15 protein-coding genes are annotated in these 14,997 nt (G+C 68.3%); 7 read left to right on the forward strand and 8 right to left on the reverse strand.

The features are described from left to right. Positions 1-19 precede the first annotated feature (19 nt). The 4 genes from ACZ6SF_RS27685 to ACZ6SF_RS27700 all read right to left on the reverse strand — a co-directional run bounded on the left by ACZ6SF_RS27685 (position 20) and on the right by ACZ6SF_RS27700 (position 4,827). Complete coding sequence (locus ACZ6SF_RS27685) at positions 20-1,000, reverse strand: ABC transporter ATP-binding protein (protein ID WP_466065878.1); 981 nt, start codon at positions 998-1,000, stop codon at positions 20-22. A 15-nt stretch (positions 1,001-1,015) separates the two neighbouring features. Then, entirely contained in the window at positions 1,016-1,864 is an 849-nt protein-coding gene (locus ACZ6SF_RS27690) for an ABC transporter permease (RefSeq protein WP_466065880.1), read from the reverse strand. Next, complete coding sequence (locus ACZ6SF_RS27695; protein ID WP_466065881.1) at positions 1,857-2,687, reverse strand: ABC transporter permease; 831 nt, start codon at positions 2,685-2,687, stop codon at positions 1,857-1,859. The genes ACZ6SF_RS27690 and ACZ6SF_RS27695 overlap by 8 nt, the downstream gene beginning before the upstream one ends. A 100-nt stretch (positions 2,688-2,787) precedes the next feature. Next, positions 2,788-4,827 (reverse strand): oxidoreductase, encoded by a 2,040-nt coding sequence (locus ACZ6SF_RS27700; RefSeq protein ID WP_466065883.1) that lies wholly within the window; start codon positions 4,825-4,827, stop codon positions 2,788-2,790. Between the two features lie 726 nt (positions 4,828-5,553). Here ACZ6SF_RS27700 and ACZ6SF_RS27705 point away from each other — a divergent pair. Next, entirely contained in the window at positions 5,554-6,183 is a 630-nt protein-coding gene (locus ACZ6SF_RS27705) for a transglycosylase SLT domain-containing protein (protein WP_466065885.1), read from the forward strand. Positions 6,184-6,712: 529 nt separating this feature from the next. After that, complete coding sequence (locus tag ACZ6SF_RS27710; RefSeq protein ID WP_466065887.1) at positions 6,713-7,024, forward strand: hypothetical protein; 312 nt, start codon at positions 6,713-6,715, stop codon at positions 7,022-7,024. Between the two features lie 60 nt (positions 7,025-7,084). On the opposite strand, the gene ACZ6SF_RS27715 is transcribed toward ACZ6SF_RS27710, so the two are convergent. Beyond that, the gene (locus ACZ6SF_RS27715; RefSeq protein WP_466065889.1) at positions 7,085-9,202 is read right to left on the reverse strand and encodes an acyltransferase family protein; all 2,118 of its coding nucleotides are present in this window, start codon (positions 9,200-9,202) and stop codon (positions 7,085-7,087) included. A gap of 342 nt (positions 9,203-9,544) precedes the next feature. Here ACZ6SF_RS27715 and ACZ6SF_RS27720 point away from each other — a divergent pair, with 342 nt between their 5' ends. Next, the gene (locus tag ACZ6SF_RS27720) at positions 9,545-9,856 is read left to right on the forward strand and encodes an excalibur calcium-binding domain-containing protein (RefSeq protein ID WP_357422652.1); all 312 of its coding nucleotides are present in this window, start codon (positions 9,545-9,547) and stop codon (positions 9,854-9,856) included. 88 nt (positions 9,857-9,944) lie between these two features. Here ACZ6SF_RS27720 and ACZ6SF_RS27725 read toward each other — a convergent pair whose 3' ends face one another. Next, positions 9,945-10,166 (reverse strand): DUF3618 domain-containing protein, encoded by a 222-nt coding sequence (locus tag ACZ6SF_RS27725; RefSeq protein ID WP_466065891.1) that lies wholly within the window; start codon positions 10,164-10,166, stop codon positions 9,945-9,947. A 174-nt stretch (positions 10,167-10,340) separates the two neighbouring features. Between ACZ6SF_RS27725 and bcp the strand changes: the two genes are divergently transcribed. Then, positions 10,341-10,814: a thioredoxin-dependent thiol peroxidase gene (gene bcp, locus ACZ6SF_RS27730; protein WP_466065893.1), complete on the forward strand. Its 474-nt coding sequence runs from the start codon at positions 10,341-10,343 to the stop codon at positions 10,812-10,814. Positions 10,815-10,856: 42 nt separating this feature from the next. Here bcp and ACZ6SF_RS27735 read toward each other — a convergent pair whose 3' ends face one another. Then, entirely contained in the window at positions 10,857-11,477 is a 621-nt protein-coding gene (locus ACZ6SF_RS27735; RefSeq protein WP_466065895.1) for a TetR/AcrR family transcriptional regulator, read from the reverse strand. A 395-nt stretch (positions 11,478-11,872) separates the two neighbouring features. On the opposite strand from ACZ6SF_RS27735, the gene ACZ6SF_RS27740 reads away from it, so the two are divergent. From ACZ6SF_RS27740 to ACZ6SF_RS27750, 3 genes are all read left to right on the forward strand, one after another. Beyond that, on the forward strand, positions 11,873-12,823 hold the full coding sequence (locus ACZ6SF_RS27740; protein WP_466065897.1) for an ATP-binding cassette domain-containing protein: 951 nt from the start codon (positions 11,873-11,875) through the stop codon (positions 12,821-12,823). 80 nt (positions 12,824-12,903) lie between these two features. Further along, entirely contained in the window at positions 12,904-13,632 is a 729-nt protein-coding gene (locus ACZ6SF_RS27745; protein ID WP_466066162.1) for an ABC transporter permease, read from the forward strand. Between the two features lie 234 nt (positions 13,633-13,866). Next, positions 13,867-14,487, forward strand: coding sequence for a TetR/AcrR family transcriptional regulator (locus tag ACZ6SF_RS27750; protein ID WP_450001618.1), 621 nt, complete (start codon positions 13,867-13,869; stop codon positions 14,485-14,487). Positions 14,488-14,549: 62 nt separating this feature from the next. On the opposite strand, the gene acpS is transcribed toward ACZ6SF_RS27750, so the two are convergent. Further along, positions 14,550-14,987 (reverse strand): holo-ACP synthase AcpS, encoded by a 438-nt coding sequence (acpS, locus tag ACZ6SF_RS27755; protein ID WP_357422647.1) that lies wholly within the window; start codon positions 14,985-14,987, stop codon positions 14,550-14,552. Positions 14,988-14,997: the final 10 nt, after the last annotated feature.

A 14,997-nucleotide genomic window follows, 5' to 3' on the forward strand; every position in this document is an offset into this window, starting at 1 on the left:
GGGCCCGGCACCGTCGTGTTCAGCGGGCGGTTTCGTACAACCGTCGCACGATGTCCTCGATATCGGGTTCCTCGATGGAGAGATCGCGGACCCGGGCGCGCGCGGACACCTCGGCCAGCAGCTGCGCGGCGGTGGTGGTCTCCGCGTCGAAGGCCAGCCGCTGCCGCATCCCCTCACCCTCCGCGGCCACCAGCTCCGCCCCGGACAGCCCGCGCAGCGGCGGGGCCGGTTCGGCGAGGTCGACCACCAGCACCCGCTGCGCGCCCACCGTCGCGCCGAGACCGTCGAGCGAGCCGTCGTAGGCCAGCCGCCCGTGGTCCACCACCAGCACCCGGTCGCAGAGTCGCTCGATATCGCCCATATCGTGGGTGGTCAGCAGCAGGGTGGTGCCGCGTTCGCGGCGTTCGGCGCGCAGGAACTCGCGCAGCCGCTGTTTCGACAGGACGTCCAGGCCGATGGTCGGCTCGTCCAGGATCACCAGTTCCGGGGAGTGCAGCAGGGCCGCCGCGACCTCCGCTCGCATCCGCTGTCCCAGGGACAGCTGCCGCACCGGCGTATCCAGGGTGTCCTCCATCTCCAGTTGCGCGACCAGTTCCGCGGTGCGGGCCCGGCCGGCCGCCGGATCCAGCCGGTGCACGGCCGTCAGGATCGTGAAGGATTCGTGGAGCGGCAGATCCCACCACAGCTGGGACCGCTGCCCGAACACCACCCCGATCCTGCTCGCGAGTTCCCGGCGGCGCCGGATGGGTTCCAGGCCACAGGTCCGCACCGCGCCGGAGGTCGGGACGAGGATTCCGGTGAGCATCTTGATGGTGGTCGACTTCCCGGCGCCGTTGGCCCCGATGTACCCGACCGCCGCCCCGCGTTCGACCGTGAAACTCATGGCATCGACCGCGGTGACCTGCTCTCTGCGCCGCCGGCCGCGTTTACCGTCACGCCGGTACCGGATGAACCGGCGCGTCAGTTCGTCGACCTCGATGATCGAATCCGTCCCGGCCATCACCGGTCTCCCATCTCATCCACCGCCGCTCTGATAGTGCCTGGTGCCGAACCGCCACATCCCCGCCGCCAGCAGCCACACCCACACCGTCGCGATCGGCGCCAGCCAGGCGAGCCACGACGGCAGCCCCGCCGGACCGGGCATGCCGAGCACCGCCAGGGTCGGGAAATAGGCGGTGAACGCGACCGGTATCGCGACGCAGAACAACATCCGCAGCGGCGTGGGGAAAACCGAGGTCGGCTGCGTCGCGGCGAAGGATCCGCCGTAGGTGAAGCTGTTGGTCAGTTCCGCGCCGTCGATGAGGAAGAACTGGCAGCCCGCCGCCGTCACGAACAGGCCGGCGAACAGCGCCGCGCCGCAGATCAGGGTCATCAGGATCAGGACCACGGTGAGCACCGACCACTCGATATCGTTGCGCACCAGACCGGCGGCGAGGACCACCAGCGCGACCGAGGCGCGGGCCAGACGACGTAACGAGAAATCACTGGTGATCAGCTGCAGCAGTACCGGTTGCGGGCGCAGATGGTAGATATCGAGCAGGCCGAGACGGATGAGGGACGGCAGTTTGTCGAGGTGACCGCAGAAGAGCTGGGCCGACGCGAAGGCGAGATTGCTCATCCCGAACAGCAGCAGCGCGGCATCCATATCCAGTCCGCCCAGCACTTTCGCCTGCCGGAAGATCAGCCATACCTCCGCGAACTCGACCAGTCCGAGCAGCGCCGCCGCCAGCATCTCGCCGCCGAACGACAGCCGATAGGACCGCTGGGCCCGGATCCGGGAACTCAGGACAGCGGCGTAGGGCCGCCATCGCGATCCGGCCGATCCGGCCCGCTGCCCGGAGGCGTCCGCCGTGACTTCAGCCACCCTGGACCTCCAGCTTGCGTTGTCCCGCCGCCAGCAGAACCCGCCCGAGCGCCATGATCGCCAGCAACCAGAAGAGCTGGGTGCCGACGACCTGCACCGCTTCCCAGCCGGCGACCCGCCCGGAGAGCACATCCACCGGAGCCTGCAGCATCGAGGGGAACGGGGTGGCGGTGGCGAGGGCGCGCAACCAGTCGGGGAAGAGGTGCACCGGGACGAACAGGCCCGCGAGAAAGGGACCGCAGGTCTGGTAGAGCGTCCGGATACCGCGTGTCTCGACCACCCAGAAACCGGCCATGGTCAGCGCGAACAGCGCCAGGAACGAGATCGCGGCGGCGACCAACACACTCACCGCGCCGAGTAGATAGGACTCGGGAGTGCCGGGCAGGACCAAGCCGAAGGTCAGCGAACCGATCACCAGACTCGGCAGCCCGCGCGGGATCAGCGTGCAGGCGGCGCGGCCGAGATCGGCGGCGAGATTGCTCAGCTGGATATCGACGGGACGAAGGAAGTCGACCACGATATCGCCGGTGCGGATCCGTTCGGCGAGTTCGAGCTCGACGGCCATGAACTGGAGGGCGCCGAGCAGTCCCTGGGAGATCCACACGTACGCCCCGATACTGCCGGCGTCGTAGCCGGCGAATCCGCCGGTGGCCCCGACGGCCGCGACCATCACCGACGCGCGGACGAATCCGAATACGCAGTTGGTGAACAGCCCCGCGAACATGGCCAGTTTGTAATGCCATTGCCGCCGGAATCCGGCGACCACCAAGCGCCAGTAGACCTTCGCTGTACCCGGGAGATCGGCCGCGCCCAGCACAGTCACCCCCCTCCCTCGTGCGAACACAAGGACGGAACCTTACCGTGCGAACCCGTTCGGGGAAAGGATATTTCGCGGCGGCCCGTCGTCCGGGCCGCCGCCGGTGTCACAGCCGGGCGGCCAGCCTGGTGCCCTGGTCGATGGCGCGTTTGGCGTCGAGTTCGGCGGCCAGATCGGCGCCGCCGATGAGATGGACCGCGATACCGGCCGTCCCGAGTTCGGCCTCGAGGTCGCGGACCGATTCCTGACCGGCGCAGACGATCACATTGTCGACCCGCAGCAGCCGGGGACGTTCGCGTTTCGGCCCGAAGCTGATGTGCAGCCCGTCATCGTCGATCCGCTCGTAGTTCACACCCCCGATCTGTTCCACACCCTTGGCCTTCAGCGCCGCCCGGTGCACCCAGCCCGACGTCTTGCCCAGGCCCTTTCCGAACGGGGTGTCCTTACGCTGCAGCAGCACCACCTCCCGGGCCGCGGGCGACGGGCGGGGGGTGCGCAACTGGCCGGGCAGCCGCTCGTCGTCGGCGTCGACACCCCACTCCTGTTTCCATTCGTCGACCTTCAGCGTGGGGTGGCCCTCCACGGTGAGGTATTCGCTCACATCGAATCCGATCCCGCCGGCGCCGATCACCGCGACGCGGGCGCCTACCGGCTTCTCCTCACGCACCAGTTCCGCGTAGGACAGCACCATCGGATGGTCGATCCCGGGGATATCGGGGATCCGGGGCCGGACTCCGGTGGCCAGGACCACGTCGTCGTACCCGCCGGCCACCAGTTCGCCCGCGGTGACCGGCGTGTTCAGATGCACCCGGACGCCCGTGCGTTCCAGCCGGCGGGTGAAATACCGGATGGATTCGTCGAACTCCTCCTTACCGGGGATACGCCGGGCGATATCGAATTGCCCGCCTATCCGGTCCAGCGCCTCGAACAGGTCGACGCGGTGACCGCGCTCGGCGAGGTTGACCGCCGCCGACAGTCCCGCGGGCCCGGCCCCGACCACCGCGATCCGCTTGGTCCGGCGCGTGGGCAGCAGAACCAGTTCGGTCTCGTGCCCGGCCCGGGGGTTGAGCAGGCACGACACCGTGCGCCGCTGGAAGGCGTGGTCCAGGCAGGCCTGGTTACAGGCGATACAGGTGTTGATCTCGTCGGCGCGGCCCGCGGCCGCCTTGTTCGCCCATTCCGGGTCGGCCAGCAGCGGCCGGGCCATCGAGATCAGCTGCGCGTCACCCCGGGTGAGGATTTCCTCGGCGATCTCGGGCATATTGATGCGGTTGGACGCGCACACCGGAATCTCGACCGCTGCGGCGATTTTCGCGGTGAACTCGACGAACGCCGCGCGGGGCACCGAGGTGACGATGGTGGGCACCCGCGCCTCGTGCCATCCGATATCAGTATCGATAATGCTCGCCCCGGCGTTTTCCAATTCCCGGGCCAGTTCGAGGATCTCCTCGAATGTCTGACCGTTCTCGACCAATTCGGCCATCGACAATCGAAATACGAGAATGAATTCCGGGCCGACGGCCGCGCGGGTCCGCCGGACGATTTCCACGGCGAGGCGGCGCCGATTCTCGGCGGATCCACCCCAGCGGTCGGTACGTTTATTCGTACGCGGGGCGAGGAATTGATTGATGAAATATCCCTCCCCGCCCATGATTTCGACTCCGTCGTAACCGGCGAACCGGGCGAGTTCGGCACATCGGACATAGTCGTCGATGGTCCGGCGGATGCCGCGTTCGGAGAGCGCACGCGGACGGAACGGGTTGATCGGGGCCTTGATCGAGGACGCGGACACGCTGCCCGGAACGTACGCGTACCGGCCCGCGTGCAGGATCTGCAGGGCGATCTTCCCGCCGGCCTCGTGCACCGCGCGAGTGATCGCCCGGTGCCGGTAGGCCTCGGTCCGGCTGGTGAGCTTCGCGCCGAAGGGCAGGAGCCAGCCGGTGCGATTGGGGGCGTAACCACCGGTGATGATCAGCCCGACCCCGCCGCGGGCCCGTTCGGCGAAGTAGGCGGCCAGACGGTTGACGTCCCACGCCCGGTCCTCCAGCCCGGTGTGCATAGAGCCCATGACCACCCTGTTCCGCAGCGTGGTGTGCCCCAGGTCGAGCGGAGCGAACAGTTGCGGATAACTCGTCGTCGAGTGCATCGCCGGCCCTCTTTCCGGTCTCGGTCCGGGCTTGTTACCGCCCGGTACTGCGCCTGCTGGACCCATCACATCATCAGCCGCACCCGGAAACCAGCCCGGTACGTCGCACGCCCCGCCGGTAACGGCCGGTTATCCGCCGGCCCGCGGCGGGCGCGAAACCGGGGCTTTTCCCATCACGGAACCATCACAAACCGGGAAATCCACGGTTCGCGGGAAGAAATTCTGTGGCCTGCGCCACAAGAGGTTTAGCGACATTTCCCCAGGTCGTCGCGCCGATAGAACATGTTCATTTCGGCATTCAAGATCGGGCTCAGGATTTTCTCAGGTCCCGTTCACCTTCTGTTCACCTGCTGTGACCATTCTGAGATCCGGTCGATACAGACCTGAGGTTCGAAATGGCCGCCACGTTGCGGGCACGAGGTTGAGAAACAACCGCGGAAGCCCGGCGGAACGGAAATCGCAGACGGTTTTCGCGAACACCGAACCCGAGTCCACTGTACTCCGCCCATTGGTGGAGTTGCGCCGGCGCGGCGAACCGGGAAACCACCCCGGAATCGCGAAATGCGCCATCCGGACCCGAACCCGCCCGGTTCGGTGTCAATACAACAAAACCCGACAACAGCACAGTCATGTTTTCCGGTTGTGAGGCACCCGCCCCGCCGCCGAAGATCCGTGCTGCCCGAACCGGGCCGGATCCCGAGACCCGATCAAGGAACCGAATCCGCAATGGCTACTCATCGTTTCTCCACCCTGCGCCTCCGTACCAAGCGTGAAGCGGTCGGCTTCGCTCTCGCCACCGCCGGCCTCGTCGCCGTGACCGCCTCCTCCGCGGTCTCCATGGCCGACGACAGCACCCCCGACCGGGTCGCCATGGTCGCCGAGCAGGCCCCGGCCGCCGCCGCGGCCCCCGTCGCCCTGGCCGCGCCCGCCCCGGCCCCGGCCCCCGCTCCGGAAGCGCTGGCCGCGCCCGCCCCGGCCCCCGAGGCCGCTCCGGCGCCCGCCCCGGCCCCCGCGCCCGCACCCGCCCCGGTGTACCCCAACAACCTGGACGGCTGGATCCGCGAGGCGCTGGACATCCTGAACAAGAACGGCATCCCCGCCAGCTACGAGGGCATCCACCGCAACATCCTGCGCGAGTCCTCGGGTGACCCGGCGGCCATCAACCTCTGGGACTCCAACGCCGTGATGGGCATCCCCTCCAAGGGCCTGCTCCAGGTGATCGACCCCACCTTCGCCGCCTACCACGTGGAAGGCACCCCGTTCGACGTGTGGAACCCGGTCTCCAACATCGCCGCGGCCTGCAACTACGCCTTCCACCGCTACGGCTCCATGGACAACGTCAACAGCGCGTACTGACATTTTGGAGCGGCTCCGCCGCTCGAGGGTGGGGCCCTGACATCCCGGTTCTTCACTCCCGGCGGTCGGTCGCTGCGCTCCCTCCCTCTGGTCGCTCCAGAACCGGGCGGGCCCCACCCTGGCGTCGGCGACCAGTAGGGAAAGGCGTTGATCGCCGGGGTGGGTGGTGCCGCGGTGAGGGTGCGCACGGCCGTTCGGAAGGGGTCGACCGGCGGCGCCGATGTGGGCAGGGGGCCGGTGGAGCACTGAGTGGGCCGGAATCGAGAAATTTACCGGACGGTGGGACGCGCTGGTGCGGATCCGCCGGATGGTTTGCAGAGTCGTATTGCCGGATCACAGCGTGGTGGTCCCGAAGTCCAACCGCGTGCTCGGCCGGGAGGCCGGTACGCATCACCCACAATGGCGTGGGTGTACCACAACGACGTGGGTAGTCGATGCCGTCCGGATTCCGGGCGGCATCGACGCGTTTCGGCCGAGGTCGCGCGCTGCCCGCCGAACTCCGCACTCCGGCCGGTACTTACACTTGTGTATGGCCGATTACGCGCATTCCCCGGCCGCGGAGGCCGGTCGTGCCGCCAAGGCACGGGAGCTGGCCGGGTATCTCTGGGATCGGGATATCTCCGGTCGTGAACTTCTCGGACTCCCGGCGGCGGCGCGGCGCAAACTCGCCCGTGCGGCGGGCGTCAATCCACCGAGTACGGAAGAGACCTGGCGATCGGTGGCGCACCTCCTGGACGAGAAGTCCGGGTGGGCGGAACGGCATCCCTCTCACCCCGCCGCGCGACGGCCGCATACCGACGAGAAGCTGCTCTGGGTGAAACCACCTGTCACACCGTGGTGACACCGGCCGGGCGCGGGCCGGGGGCGGAATCATCCGCCCGAGGCCGCGCCGGCCGGTCGATCACGCTCCGGCGGGCTGCGGGGTCTCCCACCAGCCGGTGGCCGTTCCGATCTGCCGCTCCAACTCGGGGGCCAGGGTGCGGGCGTAGCTGGCGCTCAGATGATGCTCGTCGTGGTAGACCAGCACATTTCCCTCCACGGCCCGGCAGATATCGGGGCCGCAGACCGAATCGGTGAGATCGAGCAGACGCATATTGGGGAACGCGGCGGCGTGCACCAGGGCGGGATTGACGGGGGCCAGCGCGGCCGTGCGGGGCATACCGCAGGTCACGCTGTCGCCGCCGGCGGCCAGGCAGTCCACGGCGCTGTACCGGATGCCCTCCGGACTGCGCAGCCAGGGAGTATCCCGGATCGCCAGGACGGGCAGGTTTCGTTCGGCCAGCGCGGCCCAGACGTCGAGGTATTCGGCGGGGACCACATCGCCGCCGCTGGGCCAGATGGGCGCCGTGGCGGTGGTGAACACCCAGTCCGGCGGATCGGCGGACAGGATATCGATGACCTGACGGGACCAGTCGCGGCAATCGGAGATATCCAGACCGCGGTACTGCGCGTCGTCGCGGATATTGAGTGAACAGCCCATCTTCAGGTAGACGACCACTTTGATGTCGTGCACCTGGGCCAAGGCGTCCATGGCCGGCATCCAGTGCTCGGCGTGGGAGTTGCCCACCATCGCGATGGTGCGCGAACCGTTCGGATCACCGTAGGTACAGGTGACCACTTCCTTGTTGAACCAGTCGGAGATACAGCCGTCGCGGGTGGGGGCCGGCAGATCGTTGGACGCCTCCAGGATGGAGGGCCGCAGTTTCGCGGCCGGGACCGCCGCCCCGGCGAACAACGCCTCGGCGCCGGGATATTCGTTGACCGGCAGGGCCTCCACCGGCTCCGACGGTGTCCGCGCCACCACGACCTGCCAGGAGACGCAGGCGCCCAGGACGAGCACACCGACCAGACTCACCGCCACACCCGGAACCCGGCGGCGCCACACCGGCCCGGCGAAGGTCGCGCCGGAACGGATACGGAGCGGGTTCTCGACGAACTTGTTGGTGACCACGGCCAGCACCAGGGAGGCCGAGAGCACCAGCAGGCCGCCCTCCAGCCCGGCATGCGGTTTCCCGGTCTGGACCAGGTAGTAGATGAGCAGTGGCCAGTGCCACAGATACAGCGAATAGGCGATCGCGCCGAGTTCGACCATGGGCCTGGTCGCGAGCAACCGGCTGACGGCCGGCCGGGTGCTGTTCTCGGTGCGCATACCGGCGATGATCAACGCGACCGCGGCACCCACCGGGAACAGTGCGGCGGGTCCGGGGAACTGGCGGGCACCGTCGAACAGCACACCGCAGACCAGCACGGCGGTCAGACCGGCGACCGCCAGCAGGCCCAGCACGGCGCGCGACACCCGGCCCGCGCCGATCCGGACCCAGGGCAGTATCGCCGCGAGCAGGGCGCCGGTGAGCAGCTCCCAGGCGCGGGCGGCGCTGTCGTAGTAGGTCCATTCCTGCGACACCGTCATCCAGACGGCCGCGTAGGTGAACGACGCCGCGCCCAGCAGCAGCGCCAGCACCGCGACGGCCGGGCGGACCGCCGCCGGGCCGCCGGCCCGGCGGCACGTCCAGGCCACCAGGGCCAGCAGCACCGCGATGGCCAGATAGAACTGCCCCTGCACCGCCATCGACCACAGATGCTGCAGCGGGCTCACCGAGGGGTCGGCGGCGAGGTAGCTCTCGGCCGCCTGGGCCAGGTACCAGTTCTGGTAGTAGAAGGCCGACGCCACGGTCTGGCCGGACATATTGGCCCAGGTGGAATACGGCCGGGTCGCGACGGTGACCACCGCCACCACGGCGAGCACCACCATCAGAGCGGGCAGCAACCGGCGCGCGGTCCGCACCGCGGTCTGCCGCAACTCCACGCGGCCGGCCCGCTCGGCCTGACGCAGCAGCATGCCGGTGAAGAAGAAGCCCGAGAGCACCAGGAAGATATCGACGCCGCCGGAAACCTTGCCGAACCAGACGTGGAAGGCGACGACCAGGGCGATCGCGATCCCCCGGAGCCCATCGAGGTCGAGCCGGTAATCCGCCGAGCGGGCTGCGGCATCGGGCCGATCCCCGGGAGTATCGGCCACGCCACGGTCCTTGATTCGCAACACCTTGCTACTCCGACCTATCGAATTCTCCGGCCGGCCCCGGGTGGGGCGAGAAACAGCAGCGGAGTCGAGCCTCGGACATAGCATGCATCCCTATCACAACGTGTTCTCTCCGGCGAATTCTCCCGGTGTCGCCAGGGGAGATCCGCCACCGCGGCGTGGTCTGCCGCGGCATCCGGGGAGTACCCATCTGTGTGGGCAATTTCCCCTGTCTTATCCAGGCCATACGAGTTGACAATCGAGGCGCCCCTCACAACAGTGGTAGCCGCGCGTTCTCCTGTCGGACGCAAGTTCCACTCCCCAGCAGACATAGAGGATTTCATGAACGTACGCCAGCTCTATGTCAGCGCCGCCGCCGCGGGGCTGACTCTTCTGGCCGCTCCCGCTGCAGCGAGCGCCGCCCCCTTCCAGATTCCGCTGCCGTCCCTGGCCGGCACCGGTTCCTCGGCGGCCGACGCCGTCCTGGGCGCCACCGGTTCCGCGCAGCTGGCGCAGACCGGTTCCGCGGGCGGGGCCTTCAAGAACTGTGACGAGGCACGCGCCGCGGGTCGGGCGCCGATCTTCCGTGGCGAGCCCGGCTTCGGTCCGCATCTGGATCCGGACGGCGACGGGTTCGCTTGCCCCACCGTCTGATCGGACTCCACTGCGCACGAACACCCGGTGACAGAACTTCTGTCACCGGGTGTTTTCGTATGCGGCCGACGCCGGATCCCGAAAGGCCTCAGCGCAGAATCTTGAACAGCACCGCGCCCACGAGCAGGGCGCCCACCCCGATCAGCGTGTACTTCACCTTCGGCTCGTTCACCTTGGCCAGCGCCAGCGCCTTGGTATCCGAGGCGATCCGCTGCGGATCGGCCCGGACCGCGATCTCGTCCAGCGTGCCGGCCAGACGTTCCCGCGCGGCCTCGATCTCCCGCTCGATCCGCTCGGTATCCTTTGCCACCTTCAAGCCTCCTGTACCTGGTCTGCCGCGTCCTCCGGCGGCCGATGAACACCCCTGGACCGCGGCTCGCGCCGGATCGCGCCAGGGTTCGCGCTCGAGTGTATCCGCGGCCACCGTCGCCGCCACTTCCCTCGGACCCCGCGCCGACCGGGGCGGTTCGGCTACGGTGCCAGGGTGACCGACAACCAGCGACTCTCCCCGGGCGATCCGGCACCCGATTTCACCCTCCCCGATGCCGACGGCAACGAGGTATCGCTCGCCGACTACCGCGGCCGCAAGGTCGTCGTCTACTTCTATCCGGCGGCGAGCACTCCGGGCTGCACCAAGCAGGCCTGCGACTTCCGTGACAACCTCGGCGAGCTGAATTCCGCCGGGCTGGATGTGATCGGCATCTCCCCCGACAAACCCGCCAAACTCGCGAAGTTCCGCGATGCCGAAGGGCTGAACTTCCCGCTGCTGTCCGACCCCGACCGCGCGGTGCTCACGGCCTGGGGCGCGTTCGGCGAGAAGACGATGTACGGCAAGAAGGTCACCGGCGTGATCCGGTCCACCTTCCTGGTGGACGCCGAGGGCAAAATCGAGGTGGCGCAGTACAACGTGCGTGCCACCGGGCATGTCGCCAAGCTCCGCCGCGATCTTTCGGTATGAGCGCCGGCCGGCCCCGGCCGGTGCCCACCGGCCGGGGCCGGTCTACTCCTGGGAGTCGATGAGCCGCTCGTATCCGTCCAGCAGCAGGGCCAGGCTCTTGTCGAAGAACAGGTCGGCCCATCCCTGTTCGTCCTGTTCGAAGGCCTGGGCGCGCACGGCGGCGGCCAGCGCCGGGAACCGTTCGGGGTCCAGCACTTGCGCGAGGATCCCCCAGTCGCCTTCGGATTCCTCGTTTTCGGGTTCGATCTCCGCGGCCATCCGCGCCCGTCCCACGATGTAGAGCGACAGATTCAGCACCAATTGCAGTTTCGTCGATTCGGCCAGCCGAGTCTGCGCGAGCGCGGCCAGGCCGGCGTTCAGCCAGGCCAAGTTGTTGGGTCCCAGCGGTGGGGTGCGCATCTGCACGCTCAGCCAGGCGGCGTGCCGGGAGACGATCCGGTACTCCGCCCGGGCCCACTGCTCGAGGGCCGGGCGCCACGGTGTCCCCGGTGCTATCTCCGGCGGTTGGCCGATCACCCGGTCCAATGCGAGTTCCACCAGTGTCGATTTGCTGTCCACGTACCGGTAGAGCGACATCGCGGTGAAGCCGAGCCGCTCGGCGACCTTGGTCATCGACAGCGAGTCGAACCCGATCTCATCGGTGAGTTCGATCGTCGCGTCCACGATCTGCTCCACGCTCAGGCCGCGCCGCGGCCCCCGGGCCCCCTCTGGTGCCAACCCCCACATCAACTCGATGGATTTCGGCAGTCGCGCTTCCGGCGCGTTCCCGGGCCGGAAACCGGATTCCGCCGGATCGCCGGCCTGCGCAGCCCGAGATCGCCCATCCGCGTCCGGACCGCTCCCGGCTGAGCTCGGCATCGATTCCGCTTCCTTTCGTTCGGCCACCGGCGGCAACAGCCGGTACGGCACCGCCACCGCGGTACCTACCCGGTGACCATCCTTTCCTACCGCACCTCCCCACCGGACTCTTGCGCCCCGCTCCAAACTGTGTACGCTCTAATCAGAATATATGCCATATACAGTTTATGAGGCATACGGTTTCTGGAACGGAGTCCACCATGACCGCCCCACCCGCCATCGCCCTCGCCGGCCTCGGCAAATCCTTCGCCGGCCACCGCGTACTCACCGGCATCGACCTCGAGGTCGATGCCGGCACGGTCTTCTCCCTGCTCGGACCCAACGGCGCCGGGAAGACCACGATGGTGCGCATCCTCGCCACCCTCACCGCCCCGGACGCCGGCACCGCCCGGGTCGCGGGCCACGACGTGCTCCGTGCCCCCGACCGGGTCCGCGCCGCCATCGGCGTCACCGGCCAGTACGCGGCACTGGACAAGGTCCTCACCGGGCGCGAGAACCTGCACCTGGTGGGGCGCCTGCTCCATCTGAACCGGGCGGAGTCCCGCCGCCGGACCGCCGAACTCCTGGAGCGGTTCGATCTGGTCGAGGCCGCCGGGCGCCCGGCGTCCACCTACTCCGGCGGTATGCGGCGCCGCCTGGACCTCGCCATGAGCCTGATGGGGCAGCCCGAGGTGGTGTTCCTCGACGAACCCACCACCGGGCTCGACCCACGCAGCCGGCGCGAACTCTGGTCTGTCATCAGGGAACTGGTGGACGACGGTGTCACGGTCTTCCTCACCACCCAGTATCTGGAGGAGGCCGATCAGCTCGCCGATCGGATCGCGGTGCTCAACGACGGCCTGATCGTCGCGGACGGCAGCCCCGCCGAACTGAAACAGCTCACCCCCGGCGGGCATATCCTCTTCCGCTTCGCCGACGCCGCGGGGCTGGCCGCCGCCGCCCGGCTGACCGGCCATACCGAAACCGATCCCGACGAACTCACCCTGCAGGTCCCGTCCGACGGCAGCGTCTCCCATCTGAAGCATCTACTCGACGAATTCGCGGTCCTCGATATCGGCGTCGAGCAGTTGAGCGTGCACACCCCCGATCTCGACGATGTGTTCTTCGCGCTCACCGGCCGACCCGCCGAAACAGTGGCCGCGGCCTCGTGACCCGCTCGCACCCATTCCCCGCCGCACAGAAAGCCCCACCCGTGACCACACTCGCCCACACCGTCCAGGACGCGGCCACCATGACCGGCCGCAACCTCCGCCATACGTTGCGCAGCCCCGACGGAGTCATCAGCACCCTCGCCTTGCCGATCATGATCCTGGTCATGTTCGTCTACGTCTTCGGCGGCGCCATGGAGGTCGGCGGCCCGTTCGTCGACTACGTCGTACCCGGGATCATCCTGCTGTGCGCCAGTTTCGGAGCCGCGACCACCGCGGTCGGCGTCTCGGTGGATATCACCGAGGGCATCGTCGACCGGTTCCGCACCCTGGCCATCGGCCGGTCCGCGTTCCTGACCGGGCATATCGCCGAAAGCCTGCTGCGCAATATGGCGGCCACCGCCGTCGTCGTCGCGGTCGCGCTGGTGATCGGATTCCGCCCGACCGCCGACCCACTGCGCTGGCTGGCCGCCGCCGCGGTCCTGGCGCTGGTGATCGTCGCACTGTCCTGGGTGTCCGCGTGTTTCGGGCTCCTCGCCAGTAGCCCCGAGGCCGCCAACGGATTCACCATCGTCGCGATGTTCCTCCCTTATGTGAGCAGCGCGTTCGTCCCGCCGGAGACCATGCCCTCGTGGCTGCGCGGATTTGCCGAGCACCAGCCCGTGACCCCCGTCATCGAAACCCTGCGCGGGCTGCTGGTGGGCACGCCGATCGGCAACAGCGCCGTCCTCGCTCTGATCTGGTGGGGCGGCATCGCGGTGATGGCCTATACCGCCGCGCTGATCCTTTTCCAGCGGCGGACCCGGAACTGAGACGGTGCGCCCGCCGATCCACCGGCCGCGGCAGCGCGCACCAGCGATGTCGCGGAGCCCGGATCGGCGGGACCGCGGTGGTGAGACATGACAGACTCGCCGTCACAGTCGCACACTCTGCACCACGGACTTCGTGCTACCGCTAGCCTGGGACAGGTGAACGTACGCACAGAGGCCAGGGCGAAACGGCGTCCGGACCCTGCGCTGGAACTCCAGGACGATCCGCAGGAGCTGATGCCGCGGCGGCGTCCGACCCAGGAACGCAGTAAGCGAAAGTTCGACGCACTGTTGCAGGCGTCGCGGGAGCTGCTGGTGGAAGTGGGTTTCGAATCGTTCACGTGTGAAGAGGTCGCCGCCCGGGCCGAGGTGCCGATCGGCACCCTCTACCAGTTCTTCGCCAACAAATACGTGATCGTCTGCGAGCTGAACCGGCAGGATCTGGTGGCGGTGTCTCAGGAACTCGCGGACTTCCACGGAGAGATCCCGTCCCTGGACTGGCTCCGGCATATGAACCAGTTCGTCGATCACCTGGCCAATCTCTGGATGACCGACCCCTCCCGCCGCGAGGTGTGGCTGGCCATGCAGTCCACGCCGTCCACCCGGGCCACCGGCGCCATCCACGAGAAGGAGTTCGCCGAGGTCGTCTCGCAGATGCTGCGCCCGCTGACGCCGCGCACACCGCGCGCCCGGCGCACCATGATGGCCGAGGTGCTGGTGCACGTGGTGTATTCGATGATGAATTTCTCGGTACAGGACGAACAGAGCCACGCCGACGCGGTCGCCGAGCTGAAACGGCTCATGGTCGCCTATCTCCTGGTCGCCGAGAAGGAATCGCGCACGGGCGGCCAGCGCTGACCCACACATCCGAGAAAAGGCCCGCAGCGTTGCGCTGCGGGCCCTTTCTCGTCTCTATCTGTTCAGTTCTCCGGTGACCGGCCCTCGATGAGGTCGGCCAGTTCACCCGGATCCTCCAGTACCACCATCGCCGCCGCGGTGTCGCCGTCGTGGGTGAGCGACAGATGCACCCGCACCCGGGGCAGGAACTCCGCGGCCAGGCCGTGCAATTTGATGCTCGGCCGGCCCCAGGCGTCGTTGACCACCTCGATCAGCGGATACGGGTTGTCCCCGATCTGCGGGCGGCGGGCGAAGCGCGACGATGCCCAGGCCTTGAGCACCGCCTCCTTCGCCGCCCACCGCGCCGCGTAACTCCGTGCCGGATCCGTGGCCTTGCTCTGGCAGTATCGCCGCTCACCGGCGGTGAAACTCTCCCGGAGCATGGTGGTTCCGGCACGGTCGAGCTGTTCGGCGAACTCGGAGATTGTTACCAGGTCCAAGCCGATTCCGATGATGGTCACAGTGGCGCAG

It is taken from the genome of Nocardia sp. NPDC049935, assembly GCF_055586645.1.

Excerpts from the sequence above, each read along its gene's own strand:
- ACZ6SF_RS27685 (WP_466065878.1), bottom strand. The coding sequence starts at position 1,000 with ATGGCCGGGACGGATTCGATCATCGAGGTCGACGAACTGACGCGCCGG.
- ACZ6SF_RS27700 (WP_466065883.1), bottom strand. The coding sequence starts at position 4,827 with ATGCACTCGACGACGAGTTATCCGCAACTGTTCGCTCCGCTCGACCTG.
- ACZ6SF_RS27705 (WP_466065885.1), top strand. The coding sequence starts at position 5,554 with ATGGCTACTCATCGTTTCTCCACCCTGCGCCTCCGTACCAAGCGTGAA.
- ACZ6SF_RS27710 (WP_466065887.1), top strand. The coding sequence starts at position 6,713 with ATGGCCGATTACGCGCATTCCCCGGCCGCGGAGGCCGGTCGTGCCGCC.
- ACZ6SF_RS27720 (WP_357422652.1), top strand. The coding sequence starts at position 9,545 with ATGAACGTACGCCAGCTCTATGTCAGCGCCGCCGCCGCGGGGCTGACT.
- ACZ6SF_RS27740 (WP_466065897.1), top strand. The coding sequence starts at position 11,873 with ATGACCGCCCCACCCGCCATCGCCCTCGCCGGCCTCGGCAAATCCTTC.
- ACZ6SF_RS27745 (WP_466066162.1), top strand. The coding sequence starts at position 12,904 with ATGACCGGCCGCAACCTCCGCCATACGTTGCGCAGCCCCGACGGAGTC.
- ACZ6SF_RS27750 (WP_450001618.1), top strand. The coding sequence starts at position 13,867 with ATGCCGCGGCGGCGTCCGACCCAGGAACGCAGTAAGCGAAAGTTCGAC.